This window comes from Stenotrophomonas sp. YJH_SMC_53, from assembly GCF_059369995.1.
Map to the genome: position 1 here is coordinate 221,285 of NZ_JCAFTF010000002.1, position 26,295 is coordinate 247,579.

Annotated in this window: 28 protein-coding genes; 21 read left to right on the top strand and 7 right to left on the bottom strand. The window is 66.8% G+C overall.

Annotated features, from left to right (window positions below; translation table 11 throughout):
* Positions 1–69: 69 nt before the first annotated feature.
* Genes AC5P7X_RS03560 through AC5P7X_RS03570 form a run of 3 tightly spaced genes read left to right on the top strand, consistent with a single transcriptional unit; the run spans position 70 to position 3,082 of the window.
* Positions 70–1,029, top strand: coding sequence for an HlyD family secretion protein (locus AC5P7X_RS03560; protein ID WP_053498639.1), 960 nt, complete (start codon positions 70–72; stop codon positions 1,027–1,029).
* A gap of 20 nt (positions 1,030–1,049) precedes the next feature.
* Complete coding sequence (locus tag AC5P7X_RS03565; protein ID WP_329841704.1) at positions 1,050–1,973, top strand: ABC transporter ATP-binding protein; 924 nt, start codon at positions 1,050–1,052, stop codon at positions 1,971–1,973.
* On the top strand, positions 1,970–3,082 hold the full coding sequence (locus AC5P7X_RS03570) for an ABC transporter permease (protein ID WP_053498634.1): 1,113 nt from the start codon (positions 1,970–1,972) through the stop codon (positions 3,080–3,082). The genes AC5P7X_RS03565 and AC5P7X_RS03570 overlap by 4 nt, the downstream gene beginning before the upstream one ends.
* 60 nt (positions 3,083–3,142) lie before the next feature.
* Here the strand turns inward: AC5P7X_RS03570 and miaB are convergent, their stop codons facing one another.
* Together miaB and AC5P7X_RS03580 are read right to left on the bottom strand one after the other, a co-directional pair.
* Positions 3,143–4,561 carry a tRNA (N6-isopentenyl adenosine(37)-C2)-methylthiotransferase MiaB gene (gene miaB, locus AC5P7X_RS03575; protein ID WP_329841705.1) on the bottom strand — a complete coding sequence of 473 codons (1,419 nt, stop codon included), beginning with the start codon at positions 4,559–4,561 and terminating at the stop codon, positions 3,143–3,145.
* A 186-nt stretch (positions 4,562–4,747) separates the two neighbouring features.
* Complete coding sequence (locus AC5P7X_RS03580; RefSeq protein WP_005415942.1) at positions 4,748–5,368, bottom strand: glutathione S-transferase family protein; 621 nt, start codon at positions 5,366–5,368, stop codon at positions 4,748–4,750.
* 81 nt (positions 5,369–5,449) lie between these two features.
* On the opposite strand from AC5P7X_RS03580, the gene AC5P7X_RS03585 reads away from it, so the two are divergent.
* From AC5P7X_RS03585 to AC5P7X_RS03615, 7 genes are all read left to right on the top strand, one after another.
* Positions 5,450–6,418: a helix-turn-helix transcriptional regulator gene (locus AC5P7X_RS03585; RefSeq protein WP_053500828.1), complete on the top strand. Its 969-nt coding sequence runs from the start codon at positions 5,450–5,452 to the stop codon at positions 6,416–6,418.
* 45 nt (positions 6,419–6,463) lie between these two features.
* Positions 6,464–7,384, top strand: a complete 921-nt coding sequence (locus tag AC5P7X_RS03590; protein WP_053500831.1) for a lytic transglycosylase domain-containing protein — start codon at positions 6,464–6,466, stop codon at positions 7,382–7,384.
* 158 nt (positions 7,385–7,542) lie between these two features.
* Entirely contained in the window at positions 7,543–8,163 is a 621-nt protein-coding gene (petA, locus tag AC5P7X_RS03595; RefSeq protein WP_004151998.1) for a ubiquinol-cytochrome c reductase iron-sulfur subunit, read from the top strand.
* The gene (locus AC5P7X_RS03600; protein WP_005415946.1) at positions 8,163–9,422 is read left to right on the top strand and encodes a cytochrome b; all 1,260 of its coding nucleotides are present in this window, start codon (positions 8,163–8,165) and stop codon (positions 9,420–9,422) included. Before petA ends, AC5P7X_RS03600 begins: the two co-directional genes overlap by 1 nt.
* Positions 9,415–10,164, top strand: coding sequence for a cytochrome c1 (locus AC5P7X_RS03605; RefSeq protein WP_049414892.1), 750 nt, complete (start codon positions 9,415–9,417; stop codon positions 10,162–10,164). The genes AC5P7X_RS03600 and AC5P7X_RS03605 overlap by 8 nt, the downstream gene beginning before the upstream one ends.
* A gap of 134 nt (positions 10,165–10,298) precedes the next feature.
* Positions 10,299–10,934, top strand: a complete 636-nt coding sequence (locus AC5P7X_RS03610; protein WP_005415948.1) for a glutathione S-transferase N-terminal domain-containing protein — start codon at positions 10,299–10,301, stop codon at positions 10,932–10,934.
* A gap of 85 nt (positions 10,935–11,019) precedes the next feature.
* Positions 11,020–11,472, top strand: a complete 453-nt coding sequence (locus AC5P7X_RS03615) for a ClpXP protease specificity-enhancing factor (RefSeq protein WP_005415949.1) — start codon at positions 11,020–11,022, stop codon at positions 11,470–11,472.
* A gap of 104 nt (positions 11,473–11,576) precedes the next feature.
* On the opposite strand, the gene AC5P7X_RS03620 is transcribed toward AC5P7X_RS03615, so the two are convergent.
* From AC5P7X_RS03620 to AC5P7X_RS03635, 4 genes are all read right to left on the bottom strand, one after another.
* Positions 11,577–11,927, bottom strand: a complete 351-nt coding sequence (locus tag AC5P7X_RS03620) for a DUF3301 domain-containing protein (protein ID WP_005415950.1) — start codon at positions 11,925–11,927, stop codon at positions 11,577–11,579.
* 67 nt (positions 11,928–11,994) lie between these two features.
* On the bottom strand, positions 11,995–12,984 hold the full coding sequence (locus AC5P7X_RS03625) for a DUF2272 domain-containing protein (RefSeq protein ID WP_329841706.1): 990 nt from the start codon (positions 12,982–12,984) through the stop codon (positions 11,995–11,997).
* A 180-nt stretch (positions 12,985–13,164) separates the two neighbouring features.
* Positions 13,165–14,016, bottom strand: a complete 852-nt coding sequence (gene nadC, locus AC5P7X_RS03630) for a carboxylating nicotinate-nucleotide diphosphorylase (protein ID WP_329841708.1) — start codon at positions 14,014–14,016, stop codon at positions 13,165–13,167.
* Positions 14,013–14,282 (bottom strand): Trm112 family protein, encoded by a 270-nt coding sequence (locus AC5P7X_RS03635; protein WP_005415953.1) that lies wholly within the window; start codon positions 14,280–14,282, stop codon positions 14,013–14,015. The genes nadC and AC5P7X_RS03635 overlap by 4 nt, the downstream gene beginning before the upstream one ends.
* A gap of 58 nt (positions 14,283–14,340) precedes the next feature.
* On the opposite strand from AC5P7X_RS03635, the gene purE reads away from it, so the two are divergent.
* The 3 genes from purE to AC5P7X_RS03650 all read left to right on the top strand — a co-directional run bounded on the left by purE (position 14,341) and on the right by AC5P7X_RS03650 (position 16,456).
* Entirely contained in the window at positions 14,341–14,844 is a 504-nt protein-coding gene (gene purE / locus AC5P7X_RS03640) for a 5-(carboxyamino)imidazole ribonucleotide mutase (protein ID WP_005412808.1), read from the top strand.
* The gene (locus AC5P7X_RS03645; protein WP_329841710.1) at positions 14,841–15,989 is read left to right on the top strand and encodes a 5-(carboxyamino)imidazole ribonucleotide synthase; all 1,149 of its coding nucleotides are present in this window, start codon (positions 14,841–14,843) and stop codon (positions 15,987–15,989) included. The genes purE and AC5P7X_RS03645 overlap by 4 nt, the downstream gene beginning before the upstream one ends.
* Before the next feature lie 125 nt (positions 15,990–16,114).
* Complete coding sequence (locus tag AC5P7X_RS03650) at positions 16,115–16,456, top strand: carboxymuconolactone decarboxylase family protein (RefSeq protein WP_019659022.1); 342 nt, start codon at positions 16,115–16,117, stop codon at positions 16,454–16,456.
* 75 nt (positions 16,457–16,531) lie between these two features.
* On the opposite strand, the gene AC5P7X_RS03655 is transcribed toward AC5P7X_RS03650, so the two are convergent.
* The gene (locus tag AC5P7X_RS03655; RefSeq protein ID WP_032954072.1) at positions 16,532–17,110 is read right to left on the bottom strand and encodes a superoxide dismutase; all 579 of its coding nucleotides are present in this window, start codon (positions 17,108–17,110) and stop codon (positions 16,532–16,534) included.
* Between the two features lie 120 nt (positions 17,111–17,230).
* On the opposite strand from AC5P7X_RS03655, the gene grxD reads away from it, so the two are divergent.
* The 8 genes from grxD (at position 17,231) to AC5P7X_RS03695 (ending at position 26,283) form a co-directional block, all read left to right on the top strand.
* Positions 17,231–17,551, top strand: coding sequence for a Grx4 family monothiol glutaredoxin (gene grxD, locus AC5P7X_RS03660; protein ID WP_005415957.1), 321 nt, complete (start codon positions 17,231–17,233; stop codon positions 17,549–17,551).
* Positions 17,548–18,324 carry an SDR family NAD(P)-dependent oxidoreductase gene (locus AC5P7X_RS03665; RefSeq protein WP_329841712.1) on the top strand — a complete coding sequence of 259 codons (777 nt, stop codon included), beginning with the start codon at positions 17,548–17,550 and terminating at the stop codon, positions 18,322–18,324. The genes grxD and AC5P7X_RS03665 overlap by 4 nt, the downstream gene beginning before the upstream one ends.
* A 232-nt stretch (positions 18,325–18,556) precedes the next feature.
* Positions 18,557–21,778, top strand: coding sequence for a TonB-dependent receptor (locus AC5P7X_RS03670; protein WP_080104289.1), 3,222 nt, complete (start codon positions 18,557–18,559; stop codon positions 21,776–21,778).
* A gap of 252 nt (positions 21,779–22,030) precedes the next feature.
* Positions 22,031–23,419, top strand: a complete 1,389-nt coding sequence (ppnN, locus tag AC5P7X_RS03675; protein ID WP_019659018.1) for a nucleotide 5'-monophosphate nucleosidase PpnN — start codon at positions 22,031–22,033, stop codon at positions 23,417–23,419.
* Positions 23,420–23,580: 161 nt separating this feature from the next.
* A complete protein-coding gene (locus AC5P7X_RS03680; protein WP_005415961.1) occupies positions 23,581–24,096 on the top strand; it encodes a pilus assembly FimT family protein in 516 nt (171 codons plus the stop codon).
* Positions 24,093–24,590 (top strand): type IV pilus modification protein PilV, encoded by a 498-nt coding sequence (gene pilV, locus AC5P7X_RS03685; RefSeq protein WP_005415962.1) that lies wholly within the window; start codon positions 24,093–24,095, stop codon positions 24,588–24,590. The genes AC5P7X_RS03680 and pilV overlap by 4 nt, the downstream gene beginning before the upstream one ends.
* A gap of 8 nt (positions 24,591–24,598) precedes the next feature.
* Entirely contained in the window at positions 24,599–25,756 is a 1,158-nt protein-coding gene (locus AC5P7X_RS03690) for a PilW family protein (RefSeq protein ID WP_005415963.1), read from the top strand.
* Between the two features lie 5 nt (positions 25,757–25,761).
* A complete protein-coding gene (locus tag AC5P7X_RS03695; RefSeq protein ID WP_032954069.1) occupies positions 25,762–26,283 on the top strand; it encodes a pilus assembly PilX family protein in 522 nt (173 codons plus the stop codon).
* The last annotated feature ends 12 nt before the right edge of the window (positions 26,284–26,295 follow it).

Genomic DNA, 26,295 nt, shown 5'->3' on the forward strand with positions numbered 1-26,295 from the left:
GGGCTGATCGGAATCATTGAGGGTGCACGGGGCAGGTGGCACCGTGTCGCCGTCGCAGGAGGGGATGGCATGGGCATCGGCAACGGGATGCGTGGACTCGGGCTGGCGGGCATCGGCCTGCTGGCGGGCTGTGGGCAGTCAACGCCAACGGCGCTGGGCACACTGGAGTGGGACCGGATCACGGTGCCGGCGCCGGCGGCCGAGGTGATCGCCACGGTGGAGGTGCGCGAGGGCCAGCGGGTCAAGGCCGGGGCCGTGCTGATGCAGCTCGACCCCGCCCGCGGCGACGCGCAGTTCGCGGCGGCGCAGGCCGACACGGCGCGCGCGCAGGCCCAGCTGGAAGAGCTGAAGCTCGGCCCGCGGCAGGAACAGATCGCACAGGCCCAGGCACAACTGGCCGCGTTGCGCGCGCAGTCTGCTGAAGCCACTGCCTACTATCGTCGGGTGCAACCATTGGCACGCCAGCGCCTGATCGCCGCCGCCGAGCTGGACCGTGCACGGGCAGCCGCCGGCAATGCCGCGGCCAGCGTGCGTGCCGCCGAGCAGGCCTGGCTGGAACGGGTGCACGGCAGTCGCGCGCAGGACATCGCTCAGGGCCAGGCGGCCGCCGACGCCGCACAGGCGCAGCAGGTGGTGCAGGGCGTCAACCTGCAGAAGCTGCAGCTGCGCGCACCGCGCGATGGCGTGATCGATGCCTTGCCCTACCGGCAGGGTGACCAGGCACCGATCGGGGCGCCGCTGGCGGTGATGCTGGTCGGCGAGCGCCCCTATGCGCGCGTCTACCTGCCGCAGCCGCTGCGCCTGCAGGTCAAGGTCGGTCAGCCGGCACAGATACAGCTGGAGGGAGGGGGCACCACCGTACTGAAGGGCCATGTGCGCGCGATCCGCAGCGAGCCTTCTTTCACCCCGTACTACGCACTGACCGGCGATGACGTCGAACGCCTGAGCTACCTCGCCGAGATCGAAGTGGATGCAGCCAGCGACATGCAGAAGCTTCCGGCCGGACTGCCGGTGCAGGTGCGCTTCTGAACACCGGTGCGGACATTGCGGTGCATGCGCAGGGCCTGACTCGCCGCTTCGGTGAACTGCTGGCCGTGGACAAGGTCGACCTGACCGTCCCGCGCGGGCAGGTTTACGGCTTCCTGGGCCCGAACGGGTCAGGCAAGTCGACCACCATCCGCATGCTGTGCGGCCTGCTGCAACCCAGTGCGGGGCAGATCGAGGTGCTGGGCCTGGCGGTTCCCGAGCAGGCCGAAGCACTGCGCCGGCGCATCGGCTACATGACCCAGCGCTTCTCGCTGTACGAAGACCTGTCGGTACGCGAGAACCTGGAATTCCTCGCCGCCATCCAGGACCTGCCGCGCAACCAGGCCCGGCAACGGGTCGATGCGCTGCTGCAGCAGTACCGGTTGCAGGACCGGCAGCCGCAGCTGGCCGGCACGCTCAGTGGTGGACAGAAGCAGCGCCTGGCCCTGGCCGGCGCCGTGGTGCATTCGCCCGAACTGCTGTTCCTGGATGAGCCGACCAGCGCGGTCGACCCGGAATCGCGCCGCGACTTCTGGGAGGCCCTGTTCGAACTGGCCGACGCGGGAACCACGGTGCTGGTGTCGACCCATTACATGGACGAAGCCGAGCGCTGCCATCGCCTGGCGATCCTTGATCGCGGCGCACTGGTGGCCGACGGCACGCCGGCCGAGCTCTGTTCACGGCTGCAAGGACGCACACTGCAGGTCACGTCATCGCAGCCACGCCAGGCCAGCCGCGTGCTGGCCGAGCTGCCCGGCGTGCTGAGCGTGGCGCAGATCGGCACCCATCTGCGCGTGCTGTGCAATGAGGGCGCAGCGGATGTCGCAGTGCTGCGGCGCGCGCTGGCCAGCGCCGACCCGCAAGCGCATATCGGAATCGTGGCGCCGAACCTGGAGGACGTGTTCGTGGCCGCCACCCGTGGCCGTGGCAGGGAGCCAGAGGCATGAACCTGCGCAGGCTATGGGCGATCATGCTCAAGGAGCTGCGGCAGCTGCGCCGCGACCGCATCACGCTGGCGATGATCGTCGGCATTCCGGTGATGCAGCTGCTGCTGTTCGGGTATGCGATCAACCTCAACCTGCGCCACCTCGATACGGGTATCGCCGACCAGGCCAACAGCGCCGCCTCACGCGTGCTGGTGCAGGACATGGTCGCCACCGGCGTGATCACGCCACGCAGCGAGGCCTACACGCCGGACCAGCTGATGCAGGCGCTGCGCCGCGGCGAGATCAGCGTCGGCATCGTGGTGCCGGCGGACTTCGAGCGTCGCCGCTTCGATGGACGCGAAGCGGTACAGGTGCTGGTCGATGGCAGCGACACCGTGGTGCAGAGTGCGGCGATCCAGCTGGCGCAGGTGCCACTGGATACGCGCCCGACCAGCAATACGCGGCCGCTGCGCGAAGGCAGCATTGCCGGTGGCCAGGTCAGCGTGACCAGTTTCTACAACCCGCAACGGCGCTCGGCGGTGAACATCGTGCCCGGCCTGATCGGGGTGATCCTGACCATGACCCTGGTGATGTTCACGGCGGTGGCGGTGGTGCGCGAGCGCGAGCGCGGCAACATGGAACTGCTGATCGCCACGCCGGTATCGCGCAGCGAACTGATGGTCGGCAAGGTGCTGCCCTATGCAGCGATCGGTCTGCTGCAGACCACGCTGGTGCTGGTGCTGGGCACCTGGCTGTTCCAGGTGCCGATTCGCGGCAGCCTGCTCGACATCTACCTGGCCGCGGTGCTGCTGGTGCTGGCCAACCTGGCGCTGGGGCTGCTGATCTCCACGCGCGCGCGTTCGCAGTTCCAGGCGATGCAGATGACCCTGTTCCTGTTCCTGCCGTCGATCCTGCTGTCGGGCTTCATGTTCCCGTTCGCCGGCATGCCGCGGCCGGTGCAGTGGCTGGCCGAAGTGCTGCCGCTGACCCACTTCCTGCGCCTGGTGCGCGGCATCATGCTGCGCGGCGCCTCGCTGTGGGAGCTGTGGCACGACGCACTGGCGCTGCTGGCCTTCATCGTGGTGATGATGACCCTGGCGATCCTGCGTTTCCGCAAGCGGTTGGATTAGTGAATGCCGACCAACGGTCGGCATCTACCCCGGTGGGTGCCGACCGTGGGTCGGCACGCCTTATTCCGCCACCACGCGCCCACGCAGCGAATTGGTCAGCGCTTCGGTGATCACCACATCCACGAACTGCCCGATCAGGCGCGCAGGCGCCGGGAAATTCACCGACCGCATGTTCTCGGTCTTGCCGGTCAGCTCGTTCGGGTTCTTGCGCGACGGCCCTTCCACCAGCACGGTCTGCACGGTACCGACCATCTTCTCCGAGATGCTGGCGGCGTGCGCATTGATGCGCTCCTGCAGGCGCGACAGGCGCGCATGCTTCTCGGCATCGCTGATCGTGTCCTCCAGATCGGCCGCCGGCGTACCCGGTCGACGCGAATAGATGAAGGAGAAACTGTGGTCGAAGCCGATGTCCTCGATCAGCTTCATGGTCTTCTCGAAGTCGGCATCGGTCTCGCCGGGGAAGCCGACGATGAAGTCCGAGCTGATTGAAATGTCCGGGCGCACCGCGCGCAGCTTGCGGATCTTCGACTTGAATTCCAGCGCGGTGTAGCCGCGCTTCATCGCCGACAGCACGCGGTCGCTGCCGGCCTGCACCGGCAGGTGCAGGAAGTTGGCCAGCTGCGGAACGTCGCGGAACGCATCGATCAGCGAATCGCTGAACTCGAGCGGGTGCGAGGTGGTGAAGCGGATGCGGCCGACCCCATCGATCTCGGCGATGGTGCGGATCAGCAGGCCAAGGTCGGCAAACTCACCGTCTCCATACGGGCCGCGATAGGCGTTGACGTTCTGGCCGAGCAGGTTGATCTCGCGCACGCCCTGCGCGGCCAGCTGCGCCACTTCCACCACCACGTCCTCGAACGGGCGGCTGACTTCGGTGCCGCGGGTGTAAGGCACCACGCAGAACGAGCAGTACTTGGAACAGCCTTCCATGATCGACACGAACGCCGAGGCACCTTCGGCGCGTGGCTCGGGCAGGCGGTCGAACTTCTCGATCTCGGGGAAGCTGATGTCCACCTGCGGGCGCTTCTGCTCGCGGCGTGCGCGGATCAGTTCCGGCAGGCGATGCAGGGTCTGCGGACCGAACACAAGGTCCACGAACGGGGCGCGCTTGATGATCGCTTCGCCTTCCTGCGAGGCAACGCAGCCGCCCACGCCGATGATGACCTCGCGGCCCTTGTTCTTCAGGCCCTTCCACACGCCGAGTTGGCTGAACACCTTCTCCTGCGCCTTCTCGCGGATGGAGCAGGTGTTGACCAGGATGACGTCGGCGTCGTCCGGGCTGTCGGTCAGTTCCAGGCCATCGCTGGCGGCAAGCACGTCGGCCATCTTGGCCGAGTCGTACTCGTTCATCTGGCAACCGTGGGTCTTGATGTACAGCTTGCCCTTGACCTGGTCAGGCTTGCGCGGACCAGCGGGCAGGGCAACGAGCGGGGTACCGCCCAGCGTGGCGGGCGGAAAGACGTCTGGCGTCCCGGTCATGGCGCTTAATCCATTCGGGTGGCGGGAAAGCGGGCAATTCTACCCGCATCCCGCGCCAGCCGCCGCGCCCTTGTAGAGCCGAGCCCACGCTCGGCTGCTCTTCCCGCTTCCCATGGGGCAGCCTGGCATGGCCTGGCTCTATTGAAGCCAGCCGAGCGTGGGCTCGGCTCTACAAGGGGGCGCTGCTTACGCCGCCGCCAGCTCCGCATCGATCTGCCGCGAACGGTCGAAGGCGGTCATCGCGCTCATCCGTGCGATGTAATCAGCCGTGGCCGGCGCAGGCTGCACCAGGCCGAAGGCCGTGGTCCAGGCCAGCGCATTGCCCCACAGCACGTCGGCGGCACTCATCGTCTCGCCGAGCAGGTACGGGCCCTGCGCCAGCTGGGCCTCGACCACCTGCAGCACGGTCTCGGCGTCGTTGTACGGCGACATCAGGCGCGGCGGCGGCTCGCGGTGCATCGCCTTGTCGATCATCGCCGGCTCGAAACAGGCACCGTAGAAGGCCATCCAGCGCAGGTAGGGGCCGCGCAGGGCGTCGCCGATCGGCGGGGCCAGCCCGGCCTCCGGATACAGGTCGGCCAGGTACAGATAAATGGCGACCTGCTCGGTCACCAGTGCGCCGTTGTGGACGATGGCCGGCACCTTGCCCATCGGGTTGATGGCCAGATAGGCCGGGGCCAGGTTGGCACCGGCCTTCAGGTCCAGCACCTGCATGCGGTAGTCGGCACCCAGCGCTTCGAGCAGGGCCACGGCGCCGCTCGAACGGGATCTGGCGGCGTGGTACAGGGTGATCTGGCGTGAGTTCATGGCATTGCTCCTTGCGGTGGGTGGGTGAACTGGAAGCCATCCTGAGGCACTATTGCGGACGACTTCTGTCCTCGATTCTTCATGCGCCATACCGCCCATCGACTGCTGCGCCTGATCGCCCTGCTGCAGGCCCGCCGCCAGTGGTCCGGGGCTGAGCTCGCCGAGCGCATGGGCGTGGACCGGCGCAGCATCCGCCGTGATATCGAACGCCTGCGCGAACTGGGCTATCCGGTGCGGGCCTCATCGGGGGTCGGCGGCGGCTACCAGCTCGGGGCGGGGGCACCGGTGCTGCCGATGCTGCTGGACGAGGACGAGGCGACGACCCTGGCGATCGCCCTGCGTGCCGCGTCAGCGACCGTCGCTGGCATCGACGACACCGCGCGGGGCCTGTTGTCCAAGCTCGATCCGCTGGTCCCCACCCGTCGCCGGCGGCAGGCCGGCGAGGTGCATGCGGCGACGGCCACCCTGTCCGACCTTCCCTCCACCGACGCACGCCTGCTGGGACGGCTGGCCCAGCACTGCCGGCAGGCGTCACGGCTGGCCTTCGAGTACCGCAGTGCGCAGGAGGAGGTGACCCAGCGCGAGGTCGAGGCGCAGCACCTGGTCAACTATGGGCGGCGCTGGTACCTGCTGGCGTGGGACCTGGGCCGCCAGGACTGGCGCACCCTGCGCGTGGACCGGATGGGCGCGGTGCGCGAATGCTCCGGGCCGGGCATGCATCGGCGCCCGCCCGCGCCCCCGGACGTGATGGTGCGGCAGGCGGTCAGCCAGGCGCCCTTCGCGCTGCAGGCCATCGTCCGCCTGGCCGGCAGCCGCACCGAGCTGGAAGGGCGCATCCCGCCGTGGTGTGGTGTGCTGGAGGCTGATGGTGCCGACCATTGCCTGTTGCGCATGGGCGCCGAGAGCCGCGGCATGATGCTGGCGCAGATCCTCAGCCTGGACCGGGTGCCGGTGGCGTTGTGGACCACACCGCCGGGCCTGCGCGATGAGCTGGCACAGCGTTTGGCCGGATTGGGCCAGGTGCTGGCTGTGCCGCCGGTCACAGGCTGAGCCACATCGCTTGGCAAGCCCCGGCGAAGCTGGGACACTCGCGGCATGAAGGGGATACTGGGGACAACGGCGATCATCATCGCTGCGCTGACCGCTGCGCCGGCCAGCGCTGGCACCCTGTACAAGTGCCAGGGCGCCGACGGGGTCACCAGCTACGTTAGCAAGCGAGTGGCCGGCGCGCGCTGCAGCAGCATCAGCTACAGCCGTGATACCCGCCCGGCACCGCGCCCCGTGGTGGCCGCACCGAAGCCTGCGCCGACCTCGGTGGCCAGCATCGAACGCAATCCGGTCGCCGTGGCGGCCAGCGCCGCTGCGCCCGCTGCGGTCGCGCCGACGCCTGCTGCACCCGCGCCTGCTGCGGCACCGACGGCCTCACGGGCCGGGCGGATGGTCAGCGGCCAGGTCTATTCCTTCATGAAGGATGGGGTGCGCCACTACACCAGTGCGCGGCCGACCCAGGTCGCCAACCTCGGCCCGGTGCGTACCATCCGCTACAGTTTCATGGAGCGCTGTTATGCCTGTGGCGTCAACCCACGCGTGGACTTCGGTTCGGTGCGCTTGAACACCACCGCGTTCCAGACCGAGATCACCTCGGCCGCACGCGAGTTCGGCGTCGAAGAAGCCGTGGTGCGCGCCATCATCCACGCCGAGTCGGCCTACAACCCGACCGCGCTCAGCCGCGCCGGCGCGCAGGGCCTGATGCAGCTGATGCCGCCGACCGCGGCCCGCTTCGGGGTCAGCGATTCCTACGATGCCGCGCAGAACATCCGTGGTGGCGTGCAGTATCTTGCGTGGTTGCTGAAGCGCTTCAATGGCGACCTGACCCTGGCTGCGGCCGGCTACAACGCCGGCGAAGGCGCGGTCGACCGCCACGGTGGCGTGCCGCCCTACAGCGAGACCCAGTACTACGTGCGCCGGGTCGGACAGCTGGCCGAGCGTTACCGCACCGCATTGACACACCAGTAGTGCCGGCCGCTGGCCGGCAACCCCGTAATCAATGTTGCTGCAATGCGTTGTGTGGCGCGCGACGGTTCCGCTACACTCGCCCATGATTCAATGCGGCTCTGGCCCCCACCGGATCCGCTGGCAGCCTTAAAGCTACCTAATCAATATCGGAGTGCCGGATGGCCAACGATGGGGTACACGATCCAGTCAACACCGGACGTCGGCGTTTTCTTTCTGCCACCACTGCTGTGGTTGGCGCCGTCGGCGTCGGATTCACCGCCGTTCCTTTCATCAAATCCTGGAACCCCAGTGCCCGTGCCAAGCTTGCCGGTGCACCGGTGGTGGCCGACATCAGCGCCCTGCAGGAAGGCCAACGCCTGATCGTGGAGTGGCGTGGCCAGCCGATCTGGATCGTCAAGCGGTCCAAGGCGATCCTGGATGCACTGCACGGGCTGGATGGCCGCCTCAAGGACCCTGAGTCCGGCGAGAAGGACCAGCAGCCGGACTACGTGCTGAAGCAGAATCCCGAGCTGCGCTCGATCAAGCCGGACATCTCCGTGCTGGTCGGCCTGTGCACGCACCTGGGCTGCTCGCCGGAAATGGTCGCCGAGATCCGGCCTGAACCCTACGACCCGCAGTGGAAGGGGGGCTACTTCTGCCCCTGCCACAAGTCGCGCTTCGACATGTCCGGCCGCGTCTTCAAGGATGTGCCGGCACCGATCAACCTGAAGGTGCCCGCGCACCATTACCAGGACGACAACACCATCATCATCGGTGTCGATCCGCAGGGGGCAGCCTGATGGCCAATATCCTCGCCCGTACCGCCAGCGGCGTCGCCGACTGGGTCAATGCCCGCGCGCCGGGCCTGATGCCGGTCTACCGCAAGCACGTTACCGAGTATTACGCGCCGAAGAACTTCAACATCTGGTACTACTTCGGTTCGCTGGCACTGCTGGTGCTGGTCAACCAGATCGTCACCGGCATCTTCCTGACGATGCACTACAAGACCAACGCCGCCGAGGCGTTCGGCTCCATCGAATACATCATGCGTGATGTGGAGTGGGGCTGGCTGATCCGCTACATGCACTCCACCGGCGCCTCGCTGTTCTTCATCGTGGTCTACCTGCACATGTTCCGCGGCCTGCTGTACGGCAGCTACCAGAAGCCGCGCGAGCTGGTGTGGATCCTGGGCATGCTGATCTACCTGGTGCTGATGGCCGAGGCCTTCATGGGCTATGTGCTGCCGTGGGGCCAGATGTCGTTCTGGGGCGCCAAAGTGATCATCTCGCTGTTCGGCGCGATACCGGTGATCGGCAACGGCCTGACCGAATGGATCATGGGCGACTACCTGCCCAGTGACGCCACGCTCAACCGCTTCTTCGCGCTGCATGTCATCGCACTGCCGCTGGTGCTGCTGTTGCTGGTGGTGCTGCATCTGGGCGCGCTGCACGAAGTGGGGTCGAACAACCCCGATGGCGTGGAGATCAAGAAGGGGCCGAAGGGCAACCGCTGGTCGCCGAATGCTCCGGCCGACGGTATTCCGTTCCATCCGTACTACACGCTCAAGGATGGTGTCGGCGCCGGCTTCCTGCTGATCATCGCCGCCTTCATCATCTTCTTCGCACCGGGCTTTGGCGGCCTGTTCCTGGAACACGACAACTTCACCGAGGCCAACCGCCTGGTGACCCCCGAACACATCAAGCCGGTCTGGTACTACACGCCTTACTACGCGATGTTGCGCGTGGTACCGAACAAGCTCGGTGGCGTGCTGGTGATGTTCTCGGCCATTGCGATCCTGTTCCTGGTGCCGTGGCTGGACAAGGCCAGGGTGAAGTCGGTGCGCTACCGCGGCTGGATCTCGAAGGTGATGCTGGGCGTGCTGGCGGTGTGCTTCGTGTGGCTGGGCGTGATCGGCTCCGGCCCGGGCACCGACGTGCATGAAACCTACATCGGGCGGGTGCTGACCTTCCTGTACTTCGCGTTCTTCATCACCATGCCGCTATGGACAAGGTTGGACAAGACCAAGCCGGTACCGGAGAGGGTGACCACGCATGACTGAGCGCTGGATGGTCCGGCTGGCCCTGACGGCCACCCTGATGCTGGGCAGTTTCCTGGCCTCCGCCGCCGAGGGCGGCACCAAGCTGCTGCAGGCCGGCAACGACCTCGGTGACCGCGCCTCGCTGCAGCGGGGTGCGCAGCTGTACATGAACTACTGCTCCGGCTGCCACGCGCTGAAGTACCTGCGCTACTCGCGGATGGCGCAGGACCTGGGCCTGACCGAAGAAGAGGTGATGAACAACCTCAACTTCACCGGCTCGGCGATCGGCGACCCGATCCCGGTGGCGATGCCCAAGGAAAACGCGGAGAAGTGGTTCGGCAAGATGCCGCCCGATCTCAGCCTGATCGCGCGTGTGCGTGGCAGCGACTGGGTCTATACCTATCTCAAGTCGTTCTATCTGGACAGCAGCCGCCCGCTGGGCTGGAACAACGCGCTGTTCGCCAACGCCTCCATGCCCAACCCGCTGTGGGAGATGCAGGGGCTGCAGCATGCGGTGCACGGCAAGGCGGAAGCGCCCGGTATGGACCCGCCGGTGACCGGCCTGAAGATTGAAACGCCGGGATCGGTGGACGCCGGGCAGTACGACCAGGCCGTGCGGGACATCACCAACTTCCTCGAATACGCCGGCGAACCGGCCGCACTCAAGCGCCAGCAGCTGGGCGTGTGGGTGATCCTGTTCCTGGCCCTGCTGACCTTCCTGCTGTACCTGCTGAAGAAGGAATACTGGAAGGACGTTCACTGATTCTGCCACCGGCCATCGCATGGGCCTATTGGCTTTTGTGATGGTCGGTTGCACACTCGGGGAGGAGTCGACCGCTGGCACGGTGCCGGCGGCGCCGATGCGGCAGGCGGTCTCCTGTCGTGGGAGAGCCTTTGATGGCGGCGAGCGTACGCATGCGCAATACACTGACGCTGTTTTCCTCGAACGACGACGTACTGTGCCACCGTGTACGCCTGGTCCTGGCGGCCAAGGGCGTCACCTTCGACTTCGTTCCGGTCGATCCGCAGAACCCGCCTGAAGACCTGATCGACCTCAATCCGTACCACTCGGTGCCGACCCTGGTCGAACGCGAGCTGGTGCTGTACGCCGCGTCGGTGGTCAGCGAGTACCTGGATGAGCGCTACCCGCATCCGCCACTGATGCCGGTCGACCCGTTGTCGCGTGCACGCATCCGCCTGGCCATGCTCCGCATCGAGCACGACTGGGTGCCGCAGGTGCAGGCCATCCAGCTGGGCAACAAGACCCAGGCCGAGGCCGGGCGCAAGCGCCTGAAGGAGCTGCTGACCGCCTCGCTGCCGCTGTTCAAGGCCAGCAAGTTCTTCCTCAACCCGGAAATGAGCCTGGCCGACTGCGCGATGGCGCCGATCATCTGGCGCCTGCAGTCGCTGGATGTGCCGCTGCCGAAGGACGGCAAGGCGATCGAGGACTACGGCAACCGCATCTTCCGCCATCCGGGTTTTGTCCGCAGCCTGACCGAGCAGGAAAAGAAACTGCGCGACCTGCCGGTCTGATCCCGGCCCCGCGTTACCCGTCTGCACGCCGACCGGCGTGCAGACGATCCGCCCCGGCGGGGCGCCGGGCGCGTACACTTCACGCATGACCGAAGACTTCTTCCACATGACCAGCCACCGCCCGTACCTGCTGCGGGCGCTGGTGGAATGGATCAACGACAACCAGCTGACCCCGCACATCCTGGTCGACGCCGGCGTCCCCGGCGTGCAGGTCCCGCCTTCGGCGGTCAAGGATGGCCGGGTCGTGCTCAACATCGCCGAACGTGCCGTGGTGCGGCTGATGATCGACAACGAAATGGTGAGCTTCTCGGCCCGCTTCTCCGGAACCAGCTACCCGGTGCAGGTGCCGATCAGCGCAGTGCTGGCGGTCTACGCCCGCGAGACCGGGCAGGGCATGGCATTGCCGGATGACATTCCGGGCAACGAAACCGCACCGACCCGCGATGAGCTGCTGCACGAGGAAGGCACGCCGCCGGACGACACGCCGCCGGCCAGTCCGCCGCCGAAGGGCCGCCCGAACCTGCGCGTGGTCAAGTAACCCTTCCGACGCCGCCCCGATGGGCGGCGTCTTCCTTTGCAGGTTTTACCGGTGGGTGCCGGAATTGTGTGGGTGCCGACCGTTGGTCGGCACACCTTCAGTTCTTACACATCCTCGGCGTCCTCCACATCCGGCCGGATCTGGCTGATCCGCGCGGCACCGGGGCCGGTGAACGAGATCAGCTGGTCGCCACGCAGCACCATGCGGCCCACGTGGCGATCGATGCCATCGTAGGAATACTCGAACTTGAAGGTGCGCTCGAAACCGAGCCGGCCATCTTCGCCACGCGACAGTCGCAGGCCGGTGGCGTGCACCGCCTGGTCCAGCCACTGCACGTCGGCGGCGCGGCAGGCATTGCGTCCCAGCTCGACCGCGCGCTCGGCGGCCGAGCGTGCGGCGTTCCAGAAGAAGTAGATGATTCCGCCGGCAATCAACAACAGCAGCAGGGTAGGCATGGCGTCAGCCGTCAGAGGTCGATCCGGCAAAGATGGCGGCGAACGTGCGCTGGATCAAGCACGGGTATCACCGCCTCGGCGGTGGCTGGCCCGTCGTCGGCGCTGCGGGCGCGTTGGCCGGTACGGCCTGCATCGGCGCTGCGGAGGGTGACGGCATCACCAATGGCGCAGTCGCGGTCAGCTGCAGCAGCGCTGCCCAGTCCTGGCGGTTGAAGCTGCATTCGTCCTCGCGGCCCGGCGTGCAGCTGGGGTCGATGCCGGTGCTGTTGCCTTCGCGTGCCGGGGGCAGCTTGATCAGCCCGGTGCGGTCCAGCGGCAGCAACCGCATCGCCACGGTGTTCATCACGTTGCCACCGACCAGGTACAGGGTCTGGTCGCCTCCCAGGTTGGCAGCCACCACCACTTCGCAATGCGATTTCCAGTGGCCCACCGAACCGTTGCCCAGCGCCTGCACCAGCCCGCTGTAGCTGAGCGTCGTGCTGCGGTCGCGCAGGAAGCACAACAGGTCGCCCGGTGCGGGCTTTGCGGTCGCGGGATCGACCAGCCGGTACGGCACGCCCGAGGGGCCGCCCTGGTACGCGGCACGGATGTAGTCGATGTGGCGCGGCGACGTGTTGAAGCCGGGAACGCTGGCCTGCACCATCACCCAGGAAATGAAAGCGGCCGACCACGGGTTGTCGATCAGGAACGCGCGGCAGTCGCTGTCGGTGTAGCGCGTGCCCAGTGGTGCCAGACAGCTGCTGGCGCCGGCGATGCTGCCCATCGCGTTGAGCGTGCCGCTGTTGCGCCAGTAGCCGGCCACGCGCTGCCAGGCGATCAGGCCGTTGTCGGCCAGGTGATCGCTTTCGGCTTCGGTGACGCTGAGGCTGGCGGCGCGGCCATCGCGATCGATGAAGGGCCGGAACCACAACCGGTGCTCGTTGCAGGCGGTATTGCGGATGGCCACCGCCAATGGGCTCAGGCCGAAGCGGGGAGGGACATCGCAGGCTTCAGCGGCTGCGGCGGACAAGGGGGCTGCCGCGAGCAGCAGACAGGCAGGCAAGAGCATCCGGCGCATGCGCGGCTCCTGTGGGGGATGCCCGCAGCGTCGCAGAGGCTGGCGTAGCCGAGCCGTGAAGGCGCCCGGGTCGTGTAGAGCCGAGCCTACGCTCGGCTCATCGCGCAAAGCGGGTGCCGGGCGTGCCGCAGATCGAGAAGCAGCCGAGCGTGGGCTCGGCTCCACAAGGTCCCGTAGGCCTCAAGCCGGCGGCGGGCCCAGCTTCAACGACAGATCGATGGCCTGCACATGCTTGGTCAGTCCGCCGATGGAGATGCAATCGACGCCATCCTCAGCGATCGAGCGCAGGCCGCCCAGGCCGACGCTGCCGGAGACTTCCAGCGGAATGCGTCCGGCGGTGATGCGCACCGCCTCGCGACGCAGGTCGGGACTGAAGTCATCCAGCAGGATGCGTTCGCAACCGGCTTCGAGCGCCTGGCGCAGCTGTGCCAGGTCTTCGACCTCGACCACCAGTGGCAGCGCAGGCCACTGCCGGCGTGCGGCGGCCACCGCCGCGGCCAGCGAACCGGCGGCGCGGATGTGGTTCTCCTTCAGCATCACCGTGTCGTACAGGCCGAAGCGGTGGTTTTCGCCGCCGCCGCAGCGCACCGCGTACTTCTGCGCCAGGCGCAGGCCGGGCAGGGTCTTGCGGGTGTCGAGGATGCGGGTACCGGTACCGGCCACCGCGGCCACGTAGCGGGCAGTGGTGGTCGCGGTGCCGGACAGCGTCTGCAGGAAATTCAGCGAAGTGCGCTCGGCACTGACCAGGCTGCGGCTGCGCCCGTGCAGCAGGGCCAGCACGGTGCCGGCGGTGACGGCACCGCCTTCGGCGATGTGCCATTCAATGCGCACGTCAGGGTCGAGCGCGCGATGGGTAGCGTCGAACCAGGGGCGCCCGGCGATCACCGCATCCTGCTTGCACAGCAGGTAGGCGCTGTCGGCCTGGTCGGGGAGCAGGGCGGCGGTGACATCACCGCTGCCCAGGTCCTCGGCCAGCGCGCGCGCGACATCGGCGGCGACAACGGCCGCATCCGGCGTCGGCAGCGTGCTCATGCGGCCGGGAAGTCGGCGATCTGGGCGGTCGGAATGGCTTCCTCGGCCAGCAGCACCGGGATGCCGTCGTCGACGCGGAACACCTGCTTGCGGTCACGGGTGACCAGCGCCTCGCGCAGCGGCTGCGCCAGCGGGTTGCCATCGGCCTTGGTCACCGTGCCGGCGGAAATGGCCTTGTTGAGGGCTTCCAGGCCCTTGCCATCCAGCAGGGACAGGGGCTGGCGGGTGTCCGGGGACACCAGCAGGTCGAGCAGCTTGCGATCCATGGTTCTTCGTCTTGCGTGGAAGACGGCTAGAATACGTCTTTAAGGCAGGTGACGGCCAATGACCCCCAACCCGATCGCGCCGCTTGTCGGCATCGTCATGGGTTCCCGTTCCGACTGGGAAACCATGCAGCACGCCGCCCAGAAGCTTGAAGCCCTGGGTGTTCCGTTCGAAGTGAAGGTGGTGTCCGCGCATCGGACGCCGGATGTGTTGTTCAGTTACGCCGAGCAGGCGGGCCCGCGTGGCCTGCGCGCGATCATCGCCGGTGCCGGCGGGGCCGCGCACCTGCCGGGCATGATCGCGGCCAAGACCGCCGTGCCGGTGCTGGGCGTGCCGGTGCAGTCCAAGGCCCTCAACGGAATGGATTCCCTGCTGTCGATCGTGCAGATGCCGGCCGGCATCCCGGTCGCCACCTTCGCCATCGGCAACGCCGGCGCCTCCAACGCCGCGCTGTTCGCGGCGGCGATGCTGGCCAGCGACCAGCCGGCGATCGGCCAGGCGCTCGATGCCTTCCGTGCACGCCAGACCGAAGACGTGATGGCCCACGACGATCCGCGCCAATGAGCCTGACTGTCGGCATCCTGGGCGGCGGCCAGCTCGCCCGCATGATGGTCCTGGCCGGTGCGCCGCTGGGGCTGCGCTTCGAACTGTACGACCCGGCCGCCGACGCCTGCAGCGGCCCGCTGGCGCCGCTCACCGTGGGCGCCTTCGACGACCGCCAGGCCTTGGCGGACTTCGCCGCCAAGGTCGATGTGGTCACCTTCGATTTCGAGAACGTGCCTGCCGACAGTGCACGGTTCCTGGCCGACCGCGTGCCGGTCTATCCGCCGCCGGCCGCGCTGGCGGTGGCCCAGGACCGGTTGAGCGAGAAGACCCTGTTCCAGCAGCTGGGTATTCCGCTGCCGGCCTTCGCCGACATCCGCAGCCGCGACGCGCTGGCGGCGAAGGTGGCTGAGTTCGGCCTGCCGTGCATCCTCAAGACCCGCCGCCTCGGCTACGACGGCAAGGGTCAGTTCCGCCTGCGCAGCGAAGCCGACATCGACGCCGCATGGGATGCGCTCGGTGCCCAGGTCGAGCGCACCGGACTGATCCTGGAAGGCTTCGTGGCCTTCCAGCGCGAGGTCAGCGTGGTGGCCGTGCGTGGCCGCGATGGCAGCTTCGAAGCCTGGCCGGTCACCGGCAACTGGCATGTCGACGGCGTGCTGTCGGCCAGCGTGGCACCGGCGGTGCTGTCCGATGCCGAGCAGCAGGCAGCGATCGGCTATGCCCGCCGCGTCGCCGAGCACCTGCAGTATGTGGGCGTGTTCGCGCTGGAGCTGTTCTGCCGTGATGGTGAGCTGCTGGCCAACGAGATGGCACCGCGCGTGCACAACTCCGGCCACTGGACCATCGAAGGCAGCGAGACCTCGCAGTTCGAGAACCATCTGCGTGCGGTGCTGGGCCTGCCGCTGGGCAGCACCCGCATGCTCGGCCATGCCTGCATGCTGAACTGGCTGGGCGCGATGCCCGATCCGGCGCCGGTGCTGGGTCAGGCCAGTGGCCATTGGCACGACTACGGCAAGGAGCCGCGCGAAGGTCGCAAAGTCGGCCACGCCACGTTGCGTGACGATGATGCCGCTGCATTGGCCGATGCGCTGGACCAGGTCGGCCTGGAGCTGGACCGCCAGGCCCAGGTGGCGCCGGCGGTACACGCGCTGCGCAACCGCTGAGCCCGGGCGTGCCGGCCAATGGCCGGCACAACCTTGTATGCCTGCAACGGTGTGGCGCGCCGGTGCAGGCATCGGCGCACCATTGCCGGTGGTAGCGTGGAGCTCCTTTCACAGGAGTCACGACCATGCTCGACTGGAATGCCTACCGCAAGGAACTGAAGGGCCGCATCGGCGAGATCGGCAAGCTCTCGCCGGACACGGTCAAGGGCTACGCCACCCTGGCCAATGCCGGTGCCCAGACCAACCACCTGGATGCCAAGACCCGTGAGCTGATCGCATTGGCGGTGGCGGTGACCACCCGCTGTGACGGCTGCATCACCGTGCACGTGGACGCGGCGCTGAAGCATGGCGCCAGCCGCGAGGAAATCGCCGAAGCACTGGGCGTGGCGGTGTCGCTCAACGCCGGCGCGGCGCTGGTGTACTCGGCGCGGGTGATGGACGCGGTGGCTGCGCACGAGAACGCGTGAAGCTTCATCTGTAGGGCCGAGCCCATGCTCGGCTGCTGTCCGGCCAGCCGAGCATGGGTTCGGCCCTACAGGCGGTCAGCGCAGCTGGCTCTCGGCGAATTCCCAGTTGACCATCTGCCAGAAGGCATCCAGGTAACGCGCGCGATCATTCTGGTAATCGGTGTAGTAGGCGTGCTCCCAGACATCGCAGCACAGCAGCGGGGTGCTTTCGCCGGTCAGTGGCGTGCCGGCGTTGCGGGTGGCCTGGATGCCGAGCTGGCCACCGGGGTGCTGCACCAGCCACACCCAGCCCGAGCCGAACAGGCCCAGCGCGGTGCGGTTGAATTCCTCGCGCAGGCGCTGCGCATCACCGAACTGGCGCTTGACCAGCTCGCCCAGCCGGCCCTGCGGCTCGCCGCCGCCGCGCGGGCGCAGGCACTGCCAATAGAAGCCGTGGTTCCAGGCCTGGGCGGCCGCATCGAACAGCGTGCCCTGGGCATGGCGCACGATCTCTTCCAGTGACGCCTCCTCCCACTCGGTGCCGAGAGTGCCGGCGTTGACCGCGTCAACGTAGGCGCGGTGGTGGCGGCCGTGATGCAACTCAACGGTCTGCGCGGACAGGTGGGGCTGCAGGGAGCCGGGGAGGTAGGGCAGGGCAGGCAATTCGACGGGCATGGACAGGTTCGTGGCCAGGGGACGGCGGTAGCCTGTTCCATCCGCTTACAATGGCGGCTACCGTGGGCAGTCTAGCCGACCATCACGGTCGGTTTGTCCGGCGAAGCAAGGAGTGTGGTTGTGGCGGTAATGCAGCAAATCCAGGCCGAGGTCGATCGTTACCCGCTCGTGCTGTTCATGAAGGGCACCCCGCAATACCCGATGTGCGGCTTTTCCAGCCGCGCCGTGCAGGCATTGATGGCAGCCGGCGCCGTCACCCTGCGCACTGTCAACGTGCTCGAAGAGCCGGAGATCCGCGCCAACCTGCCGCGCTTTTCCAATCTGCCGACCTTCCCGCAGCTGTTCATCAATGGTGAGTTGATCGGCGGCTGCGACATCGTCATGGAACTGTTTGAATCCGGCGAGCTCAAGCGCATCGTCGAAGAGGCGACCCAGGGATGAGTGCCTGGCCGTCGACGTCACCGACTGACGGGGCGATCGATGGCCGCCCGTTGCAGGATCGCGTCGTACTGGTCGCCGGCGCCGGGGGAGGGCTGGGCAGTGCCGCGGCGGTCGCCGCAGCCGCAGCCGGTGCCACCGTGGTCCTGCTGGGACGCAAGCCGCGCCGTCTGGACCGGGTCTATGCCCAGGTCCAGGCGGTCGGTCCGGAACCGCTTCTGTACCCGCTGGACCTGGAAGGCGCCAGCCCCGATGACTATGCCGAACTGGCCCAGGCCCTGCAGCGCGAGCTGGGGCGACTGGATGGACTGCTGGTCTGCGCCGCGCATTTCCCCGGGCTGACTCCGTTTGAACTGGCTGACCCGGCCAGTTTCGCCCGTGCGGTCCATGTCACCCTGACCGCACCGGCCTGGCTGGCCCAGGCCTGCCTGCCGCTGCTGCGGCAACGCGAGGATGCCGCCATGGTGTTCGCGGTCGATGCCCCCGACCGGGTGGGGCAGGCCTATTGGGGGGGGTATGGCGTAGCCCAGCACGGCCTGCGTGGCCTGATCGCCAGCCTGCACGATGAACTGGGCCGCAGTCCCGTCCGGGTCAGCGGCCTGTACCCCGGCCCCCTGCGCACGGCGCTGCGGGCACGTGCCTATTCCATCGACCAGGACCCGGCTGCGCAAGGCCCGGAAGCCGCGGCGGCCGCGGCGGTGACCCTGCTGTCCGCCGCTGGGAGCACCTGGCGCGGGCAGATTCTCGATGCCAGTGAGACGCCCCGGGAAAGGTGAGCCCTGTGGAAAGGCGGAGTGAAGAACCCGTCACGATTGCGTTGCGAACCGGTGCCGTTTGTCGCACAACCGTCACATTGATGGCGTAGCGTGTTAATCTAGTGTTAACCGTTAGGGCTGCCTTCAGCCGAGCGGTAGGGAACCCCAGATAACTCTCCGATCAGCCACCCGCAGGGCTGCTTGGATGCGCTTTTTTTCCGCCATCGCCAACTCGCATCGAGGCTACCGAAAAATGACCCACCCACTCCGGATGTCCAAGCTTACCCTTGGTCTCGTGGCTGCACTTGCTGCCGCTCCCGCCTTCGCCCAGAGCAGCACCTCCGCCGGTGTCGGCGGCCAGGTGATGTCCGCTGCAGGCCAGCCTGTCGCTGGCGCTGAAGTCACCATCACGCACACCGAGTCGGGCACTGTTTCGCGTGCCACCACCGATGCGTCGGGCCGATACAACGCGCGCGGCCTGCGCGTGGGTGGTCCGTACACCATCACCATCACCAAGTCCGGTGAAGGCACCAAGACCGAGGAAGGTGTCTACCTGAACCTGAACCAGGTCAACACCGTCAACGCCAACCTGGGCGGCGACCTGGCTGCAACCAACCTGGACGCGGTGAACGTTGTTGCCACCGCCGGCGGCCTGGACCTGTTCAGTGCCAACAAGATGGGCACCGGCACCAACGTGACCCGCGAAACGATGGATGCGCTGCCGTCGGCCAGCCGCAACATCCAGGACTACGTGCGTCTCGACCCGCGCATCTCGCAGGTCAGCAAGGCGGACGGCGCGATCTCGGCCGGCGGCCAGAACACCCGTTACAACGCCATCCGCATCGACGGCATCAGCGCCTCCGATCCGTTCGGCCTGGGTTCCAACAACCTGCCGACCGAGCGTCAGCCGGTGTCGATGGACGCCATCCAGGAAATCAACATCGACCTGGCCAACTACGACACCACCATCGCCGGTGGCACCGGCGCGGTGATCAACGCCGTGACCAAGTCGGGTACCAATGAATTCCACGGCACCGTGTACGGTTCGTACCGCGACAAGGACATGGTCCGCTCGCGCCTGGAAGGTGACAAGCAGGACTTCAACGGCTTCGAGGACGAGAAGACCTACGGCATGACCTTCGGCGGTCCGATCGTCAAGGACAAGCTGTTCTTCTTCACCAACTATGAAAAGTACGAGCGCTCGGCTGCCGGCGTCGCCCTGAGCGACACGCCGATCGGCCGTGGCACCATCACCCAGCAGCAGATCACCGACGTCCAGAACTTCCTGGGCAAGCTGGGCTACGACCCGGGCAGCCTGGCGGCGCCGAACAGCAAGACCGAGATCGAAGAGTATGCGGTCAAGCTGGACTGGAACATCAACGAGAACCACCGTGCGGCCCTGCGCTACAACAAGATGGAGCAGAACGTCGTTCGCTTCCCGCAGGTCAGCAGCAGCGCCATCTCGCTGAGCAACTTCTGGTACCAGCAGCCGACCCAGTACGAAACCTGGATGGGCGAACTGTTCAGTGACTGGTCCGAGAACTTCTCGACCGAGTTCAAGGTCTCGCACAAGGATTACTCGGCCAACCGCGTCCCGCTGGTGGACATGCCGCAGATCCGCATCAAGTCGGGCAACGATTCGCTGTACGTCGGTACCGAACAGAACACCCACGTCAACATCGTCGAGTCGAAGGAACTGAGCGCCTTTGGTGCCGGTACCTGGTACATCGGTGACCACACCGTCAAGTTCGGCTTCGATTACTCGAAGAATGACCTGATGAACTTCTACGGCCGCAACCTCAACGGCGTGTACGAATTCAACAGCGTCAACGATTTCCTGGCGGGCAAGGCTTCGCGCTACCAGCTGCGTGCTCCGCGCGCCGATGGCAGCCGCAGCGACATCCCGGCCGACTTCACCCTGAAGAACACCGGCGTGTTCGTGCAGGATACCTGGGCGATCAACTACAACCTGAACCTGATGTTCGGCGTGCGCATCGACATGCCTGACTTCAGCACCCAGCGCCTGTACAACCCGCGCATCGAGCAGCTGTACGGCTTCAACAACACCAAGCTGGTCGACAAGAACCTGGTGCAGCCGCGCGTCGGCTTCAACTACACCTTCGACAGCGATCGCCCGACCCAGCTGCGCGGTGGCGTGGGCCTGTTCGGCGGCGCCGCCCCGAACGTGTGGCTGGCAGGTGCCTACCAGAACACCGGCCTGAACTACATCGAGTACGACGAGCGCAGCATCCCGGCCGGTGCCTTCACTCCGGACGGCAACAACCCGTACATCCCGGCCGGTGGCCCGGCTTCGGCCCGTCAGAACGTCGACATCATCGCGCCGGGCACCCGCCTGCCGTCGGTGTGGAAGGCCAACCTGGCGTTCGACCATGAGCTGCCGTGGTACGGCATCGTCGCGTCGGCCGAAGTGCTGTTCACCAAGGTCAAGGACGGCATCTACTTCGACCGTCTGGACGTATCGGCGCCGACCGCCTTCGGTCAGGATGGCCGCGCGATCTACTGGAACGATGCCGGACGCAACTCGGCGAATACTCGCATCGATAAGGGTGTCGACTACGGCATCTCCACCGGTACCAAAAATGCAGTTGATCGTTTCAACCGTCCGAAGGATATCGGCGACGTTCTGGTCCTGCGCAACACCGACAAGGGCCGCGGCACCCAGGCCACCTTCTCGCTGGCCAAGCCGCTGACCGAGAACTGGGGCTGGTCGCTGGGTTACACCTACACCAAGTCCACCGAAGTCAGCCCGCTGTCCAGCTCGCAGAACACCTCGAACTGGAACAACACGCTGATCTTCAATGCCAACGAGAACGTGGCCTACAACTCGCGTTATGCGATGAAGGACCGCGTCACCGGCACCCTGGAGTGGAAGCACAACTTCTTCGGTGACAACGCCACCCGCGTCGGCCTGTTCTACGAAGGCCGTTCGGGCCGTCCGTACAGCTACATCTTCTACAACGATGCCAACGGCGACGGTGCTGCCACCAACGACCTGTTCTACGTGCCGAAGGGTCCGGGCGACGTGCTGTTCACCGGCGGTGCCGCGATGGAGAAGCAGTTCTTCGACTGGCTGGCGCAGAACCCGGAACTCGATGCCTACCGTGGCAGCGTGGTCCCGGCCAACCGCCACCGCGCCTCGTGGGTCAACAGCTTCGACGTCCGCGTCAGCCAGGAATTCCCGGGCTTCATGAAGGGTCACAAGGGTGAAGTCGCCCTGGACATCATGAATGTCGGCAACCTGCTGAACAAGAAGTGGGGCCTGATCGACGACTACGGCTTCTACTCGACCCGTCGCGTTGCCAACTACGCAGGTATCGATCCGGCCACCGGCAAGTACGTGTACTCCTTCACTGGTTCGACCGACAACCCGTCGGTGCAGGAAAACAACAACGACAAGGGCAACACCGCCGTGTCGCGTTGGTCGATGCAGCTGACCCTGAAGTACAAGTTCTGATCCATCAGCGCTTGAAGCGGTAAGTGGAAACGGCCGGGGAAACCCGGCCGTTTCCCGTTCAGGCGAAAGTCCTTGCAGGGCGTGGGGCAACGGCGTAGCATCCAGAAATGTGCGCGGTGCCAACGCCGCCGATGCGGTCCCGGAATGGCGGACGCGGGTGGCACACATCCAACGGTCGGGTTTCCCGGCCGTTTTGCTTTTTAAGGGGGCGGCAGTACAGTCGGGAACCTTGAAGGAAGCGAAAAATTGGATATGACCACGAACGAAAAATCGGCCCGTGCACTGCCGGTGCAGGATGCCCGGATCTACCCGCGCGGTGGGCTGGATGTGCTGTCGCGGGCCGAGGTGGCCCGCCTGCGCGATGCCTCCGCCGGCGGCATGCATGAGCTGCTGCGCCGCTGCGCGCTGGCCGTGCTGACCAGCGGCAGCGCCTCGGACGATCCGCGCGCCGCGCGCGATCTCTACCCTGATTTCGACATCCAGGTGGCGCAGCAGGATCGTGGCGTGCGCATCGATCTGGTCAACGCGCCGGCGATGGCCTTCGTCGACGGCGAGATCATCCGCGGCGTCGCCGAACTGCTGTTCGCCGTCGTGCGCGACCTGGCCTACATGGCCATCGAAATGGGCCCGGCCTACGCGGCCGAGCTGGAGTCATCCGAGGGCATCACCAACGCGGTGTTCGGCCTGCTGCGCAACGCGCGCATCCTCAATCCGGGTGATCCGAACCTGGTGGTGTGCTGGGGCGGACACTCGATCTCGCGCGACGAATACCTGTACACCAAGCAGGTGGGCTATGAACTGGGCCTGCGCGGCCTGGACATCTGCACCGGCTGTGGCCCGGGCGCGATGAAGGGCCCGATGAAGGGTGCCACCATCGCCCACGCCAAGCAGCGCCGCACCGTGACGCGTTACATCGGCCTGACCGAGCCGGGCATCATCGCCGCCGAGTCGCCGAACCCGATCGTCAACCACCTGGTGATCATGCCGGACATCGAGAAGCGCCTTGAGGCCTTCGTCCGCATCGGGCACGGCATCATCGTGTTCGCCGGTGGCGTCGGCACCGCCGAAGAGATCCTGTACCTGCTCGGCATCCTGCTGCGCGAGGAGAACAAGGACCTGCCGTTCCCGCTGATCCTGACCGGCCCGACGGTAGCGGCACCGTACTTCGAGCAGATTGATCGCTTCATCCGCCTGACCCTGGGCGATGCGGCTGCCGAGCGCTACGAGATCATCATCGGCGACCCGGTGGCGGTTGCGAAGAAGATGGCCACTGGCATCAAGCGCGTGCGCGAGCACCGCCTGGCGCAGAAGGACTCGTTCTTCTTCAACTGGTCGATCGAGATTCCGTGGGAGTACCAGCAGCCGTTCGTACCCACCCACGAAGCGATGGCGGCGTTGGACCTGCACCACGGGCGTGCCCCGCACGCGCTGGCGGCCGACCTGCGCCGCGCGTTCTCGGGCATCGTCGCCGGCAACGTGAAGGAAGACGGCATGCGCCGCATCGAGCAGTTCGGGCCGTTCCAGATCCACGGCGACCCGGACATGATGCAGGCGCTGGATGCGCTGCTGCGCGCCTTCGTCGAACAGCGCCGGATGAAGATCTCCGGCGAGTACCAGCCCTGCTACCAGGTGCTGGCCTGAACCCGGGCCGGCGCGATGGGGATCGCGCCGACACTGGCAGGGAAGGGCGGGTCGTCAAGCCTTTGACGCCCGTCGCCCCGGATTGACCGTTCATCCTGCCGCCGCTTGCCGGTGGCGGGGCGATGGCCCATCGTGGCCACCAACACGCTGGGGAGCGTCCAATGTCTTTGCGCCGGCAAAACGGCTTCACGCTGGTTGAACTGATGGTCACGCTGGCCGTCTTCGTGGTCCTGGCGTCGATCGCCTATCCGAGCTTCCGCGGCATGATCCGCTCGAACCGGCTGGCGACCGCCAACAACGAGCTGATCGCGCTGGCCAACCTGGCCCGCAGCGAAGGCATCCGCAACAGCAACGGTGGCGGCGTCTGTGGCAGCGCCGATGGCAAAGCCTGTGATGGCGACTGGTCCAAGGGGGTACTGGCCTGGTCGGACCTGGATGGCGACGGCCAGATGGGCAGCAATGACGTCGCGCTGCGCTTTTCACAGGGCAATCCGCAGCTGAGCGTAGTTGGCCCGCCGGGCGCGGTCATCGCCTTCGACGGGCGCGGCCGGCGCAGGGCGGTCGCCGATCAGACGCTGGTGCTGTCGCCGGATGCGTGCAAGGCCGGCGAATCGAAAAGCACCTTGACGATCAACCAATCCGGCCAGGTCCGGGTGACCAAGGGAACCTGCTCATGAGCCGCCGCAACCTGGCCCGCCCGCGTTCGTCGCAGGGGGGCTTCAGCCTGATCGAAGTGATGGTGGCGGTGCTGATCCTGGCATTCGGGCTGCTGGGCTTCGCCCTGCTGCAGACCACCAACGTCCGCTTCGTGCAGAGCGCGAACTACCGCACCCAGGCGACCAACCTGGCCAACGACCTGATCGAACTGATGCGCGCGCAGCGCACCGACACCCTGGCCGGTGGCGCCTATTCCTCGGCCTCGTTCTCGGCCGGCTCGGTGAAGCCCAGCGGCGCCTGCGCCTGGCCGACCGGCGCCGCCGTGACGCCGCAGGCGAACGTCGCGCGCTGGCAGTGCGAGGTCGCACGCACGCTGGGCGAGAAGGCCAGCGCACAGGTGACCTTCGTGCAGAGCACCGGCGAGGTCACCGTGGCCATCAGCTGGGGTGACCAGCGCTGGGATCCGAAGGACCCCGACAGCCTTACCACCTTCGGCCTGACGACCTTCCTGTGAACATGCCCATGAGTCCAATTTCGCGCACCCGAGGCCTGTCGCTGATCGAACTGATGATCGCCATGGTCATCGGCCTGGTCCTGATGCTGGGCGTCACCCAGATCTTCATCGCCTCGCGTGCGGCATCGCGCCTGTCCGAAGGTGCGGCCCGTACCCAGGAGAACGCGCGCTTCGCGCTGGACTTCCTGCAGCGTGACCTGCGCATGGCCGGCCACTTCGGCTGCGTCAACGACCAGGCTCATGTGGTCAAGAACACCGGCGATGTCGGTTATCACCTGGGCATCAGCTCGGGCAGTGGCGACCCGCAGGATTTCTCGGTTCCGGTGCAGGGGTATGAGGCGGCAGGTACGGCGCCGGGCGCCACCCTGACCCTGGGCCGCGCGTGGAGCGCGGCGCAGTCGGTGCCGAAGAGCATCGCCAACCTCAAGCCGGCGCCACTGCCGGGCAGCGACATCCTGGTGCTGCGCCTGATGAGTCCGGAAGGGGCCGTGGTGACCGGCATCTCCGTGGCCGCGGGCGCGACCACGCTGACCGTCTCCAGTGATGGCATGGCCCGGCTGAAGGCCAACGCCGCAGGTGCGCCGACGGTCTTCGGCATAGCCGACTGCACCCGTGCCGACGTGTTCCCGGCCACCATCAGCGGTTCGACGGTGAAGGTGGACAAGGTCGACCTGAGCAACTATTCGATCAACAACGCGATGACCATGCTGTATCGCGCCGATGGCATGGCGTACTACATCGCGACCAATCCCAATGGCGAGCCGGCGCTTTACCGGGCACGCGCGAATGGCGCCGGCGGCTACGCCGATGGCGAGGAGCTGGTGGAAGGCATCGAGAACATGCAGTTCCTGTACGGACTGGATGCCACCCCGGATATCGCCCTGCCCACGCCGCCGACCGGTCGCATCGTCGACCAGCGCGTGGCCAGTGCGGTCAGCACCGGTACCGATGCCACCGCCGCAGGGCAGTGGCGCCGCGTCGGCATGGTGCAGGTCGGCCTGCTGGCGCGCAGCCCGCAGCGTGCGTCGGCCGAGGCGCCGGGCAGCGCGGCCACCTATCCGGCCATCCTCGGGGTGGGCTTTGCCCCGGCCGATCCTTACGACCAGCGCCATCGGGGCGCCTATGAAGCGTCCGTTGCGCTGCGCAACCGCTTGTTCGGGAACTGACGACCATGCGCACTCATCCTTCCTCCCGACGCCGTCCCTTCGTTGCCCAGGCACGACAGCAGGGTGCCGTTCTCTACGTCGCGCTGATCATGCTGGTGCTGCTGGCCCTGCTGGGCGTCATCGGCATGCAGGTGGCCGGCATGCAGGAGCGCATGGCGGCCGGCTACCGGGCGACCAACATGGCGTTCCAGAACGCCGAAGGCGCGGCACGCAGCGCCGAGAACGCGGTGGAGAACATCGCCAATCGCAAGGATGCCGGTGCCAATCCGGCCGTAGCGTCCGCCGACATCAGCCAGCAGTGCGATGACGGCTTCGATCCGTCGGCCTGGGTCGCGAAAACCAAGCTGGGCAGCAAGCCGGCCATCTATGTCCGTGAGATCCAGGGTTGCATCCAGGGGGAGGGTGCGCTGGACATGGGCAAGTCGGTGGAGAAGCCAACGCCGGTCTACCAGATCACGACCTATGCCGGTGATACCACCAGTGATGCGACGTCGCGTGCGGCGATCGATACCGTATTCAAGCTGTGAGGGTGGGGAACC

Coding starts and splice junctions, on each gene's coding strand:
- nadC (WP_329841708.1), bottom strand. CDS start 14,016: ATGAGCACGCTGCCGACGCCGGATGCGGCCGTTGTCGCCGCCGATGTC.
- AC5P7X_RS03655 (WP_032954072.1), bottom strand. CDS start 17,110: ATGCCCGTCGAATTGCCTGCCCTGCCCTACCTCCCCGGCTCCCTGCAG.
- AC5P7X_RS03670 (WP_080104289.1), top strand. CDS start 18,557: ATGACCCACCCACTCCGGATGTCCAAGCTTACCCTTGGTCTCGTGGCT.
- pilV (WP_005415962.1), top strand. CDS start 24,093: ATGAGCCGCCGCAACCTGGCCCGCCCGCGTTCGTCGCAGGGGGGCTTC.
- AC5P7X_RS03695 (WP_032954069.1), top strand. CDS start 25,762: ATGCGCACTCATCCTTCCTCCCGACGCCGTCCCTTCGTTGCCCAGGCA.
- AC5P7X_RS03665 (WP_329841712.1), top strand. CDS start 17,548: ATGAGTGCCTGGCCGTCGACGTCACCGACTGACGGGGCGATCGATGGC.
- purE (WP_005412808.1), top strand. CDS start 14,341: ATGACCCCCAACCCGATCGCGCCGCTTGTCGGCATCGTCATGGGTTCC.
- AC5P7X_RS03605 (WP_049414892.1), top strand. CDS start 9,415: ATGACTGAGCGCTGGATGGTCCGGCTGGCCCTGACGGCCACCCTGATG.
- AC5P7X_RS03650 (WP_019659022.1), top strand. CDS start 16,115: ATGCTCGACTGGAATGCCTACCGCAAGGAACTGAAGGGCCGCATCGGC.
- AC5P7X_RS03625 (WP_329841706.1), bottom strand. CDS start 12,984: ATGCGCCGGATGCTCTTGCCTGCCTGTCTGCTGCTCGCGGCAGCCCCC.
- AC5P7X_RS03610 (WP_005415948.1), top strand. CDS start 10,299: ATGGCGGCGAGCGTACGCATGCGCAATACACTGACGCTGTTTTCCTCG.
- AC5P7X_RS03600 (WP_005415946.1), top strand. CDS start 8,163: ATGGCCAATATCCTCGCCCGTACCGCCAGCGGCGTCGCCGACTGGGTC.
- AC5P7X_RS03580 (WP_005415942.1), bottom strand. CDS start 5,368: ATGAACTCACGCCAGATCACCCTGTACCACGCCGCCAGATCCCGTTCG.
- miaB (WP_329841705.1), bottom strand. CDS start 4,561: ATGACCGGGACGCCAGACGTCTTTCCGCCCGCCACGCTGGGCGGTACC.
- AC5P7X_RS03590 (WP_053500831.1), top strand. CDS start 6,464: ATGAAGGGGATACTGGGGACAACGGCGATCATCATCGCTGCGCTGACC.
- AC5P7X_RS03645 (WP_329841710.1), top strand. CDS start 14,841: ATGAGCCTGACTGTCGGCATCCTGGGCGGCGGCCAGCTCGCCCGCATG.
- AC5P7X_RS03615 (WP_005415949.1), top strand. CDS start 11,020: ATGACCGAAGACTTCTTCCACATGACCAGCCACCGCCCGTACCTGCTG.
- AC5P7X_RS03620 (WP_005415950.1), bottom strand. CDS start 11,927: ATGCCTACCCTGCTGCTGTTGTTGATTGCCGGCGGAATCATCTACTTC.
- AC5P7X_RS03635 (WP_005415953.1), bottom strand. CDS start 14,282: ATGGATCGCAAGCTGCTCGACCTGCTGGTGTCCCCGGACACCCGCCAG.
- AC5P7X_RS03690 (WP_005415963.1), top strand. CDS start 24,599: ATGAGTCCAATTTCGCGCACCCGAGGCCTGTCGCTGATCGAACTGATG.
- AC5P7X_RS03570 (WP_053498634.1), top strand. CDS start 1,970: ATGAACCTGCGCAGGCTATGGGCGATCATGCTCAAGGAGCTGCGGCAG.
- AC5P7X_RS03560 (WP_053498639.1), top strand. CDS start 70: ATGGGCATCGGCAACGGGATGCGTGGACTCGGGCTGGCGGGCATCGGC.
- AC5P7X_RS03680 (WP_005415961.1), top strand. CDS start 23,581: ATGTCTTTGCGCCGGCAAAACGGCTTCACGCTGGTTGAACTGATGGTC.
- ppnN (WP_019659018.1), top strand. CDS start 22,031: ATGACCACGAACGAAAAATCGGCCCGTGCACTGCCGGTGCAGGATGCC.
- AC5P7X_RS03585 (WP_053500828.1), top strand. CDS start 5,450: ATGCGCCATACCGCCCATCGACTGCTGCGCCTGATCGCCCTGCTGCAG.
- petA (WP_004151998.1), top strand. CDS start 7,543: ATGGCCAACGATGGGGTACACGATCCAGTCAACACCGGACGTCGGCGT.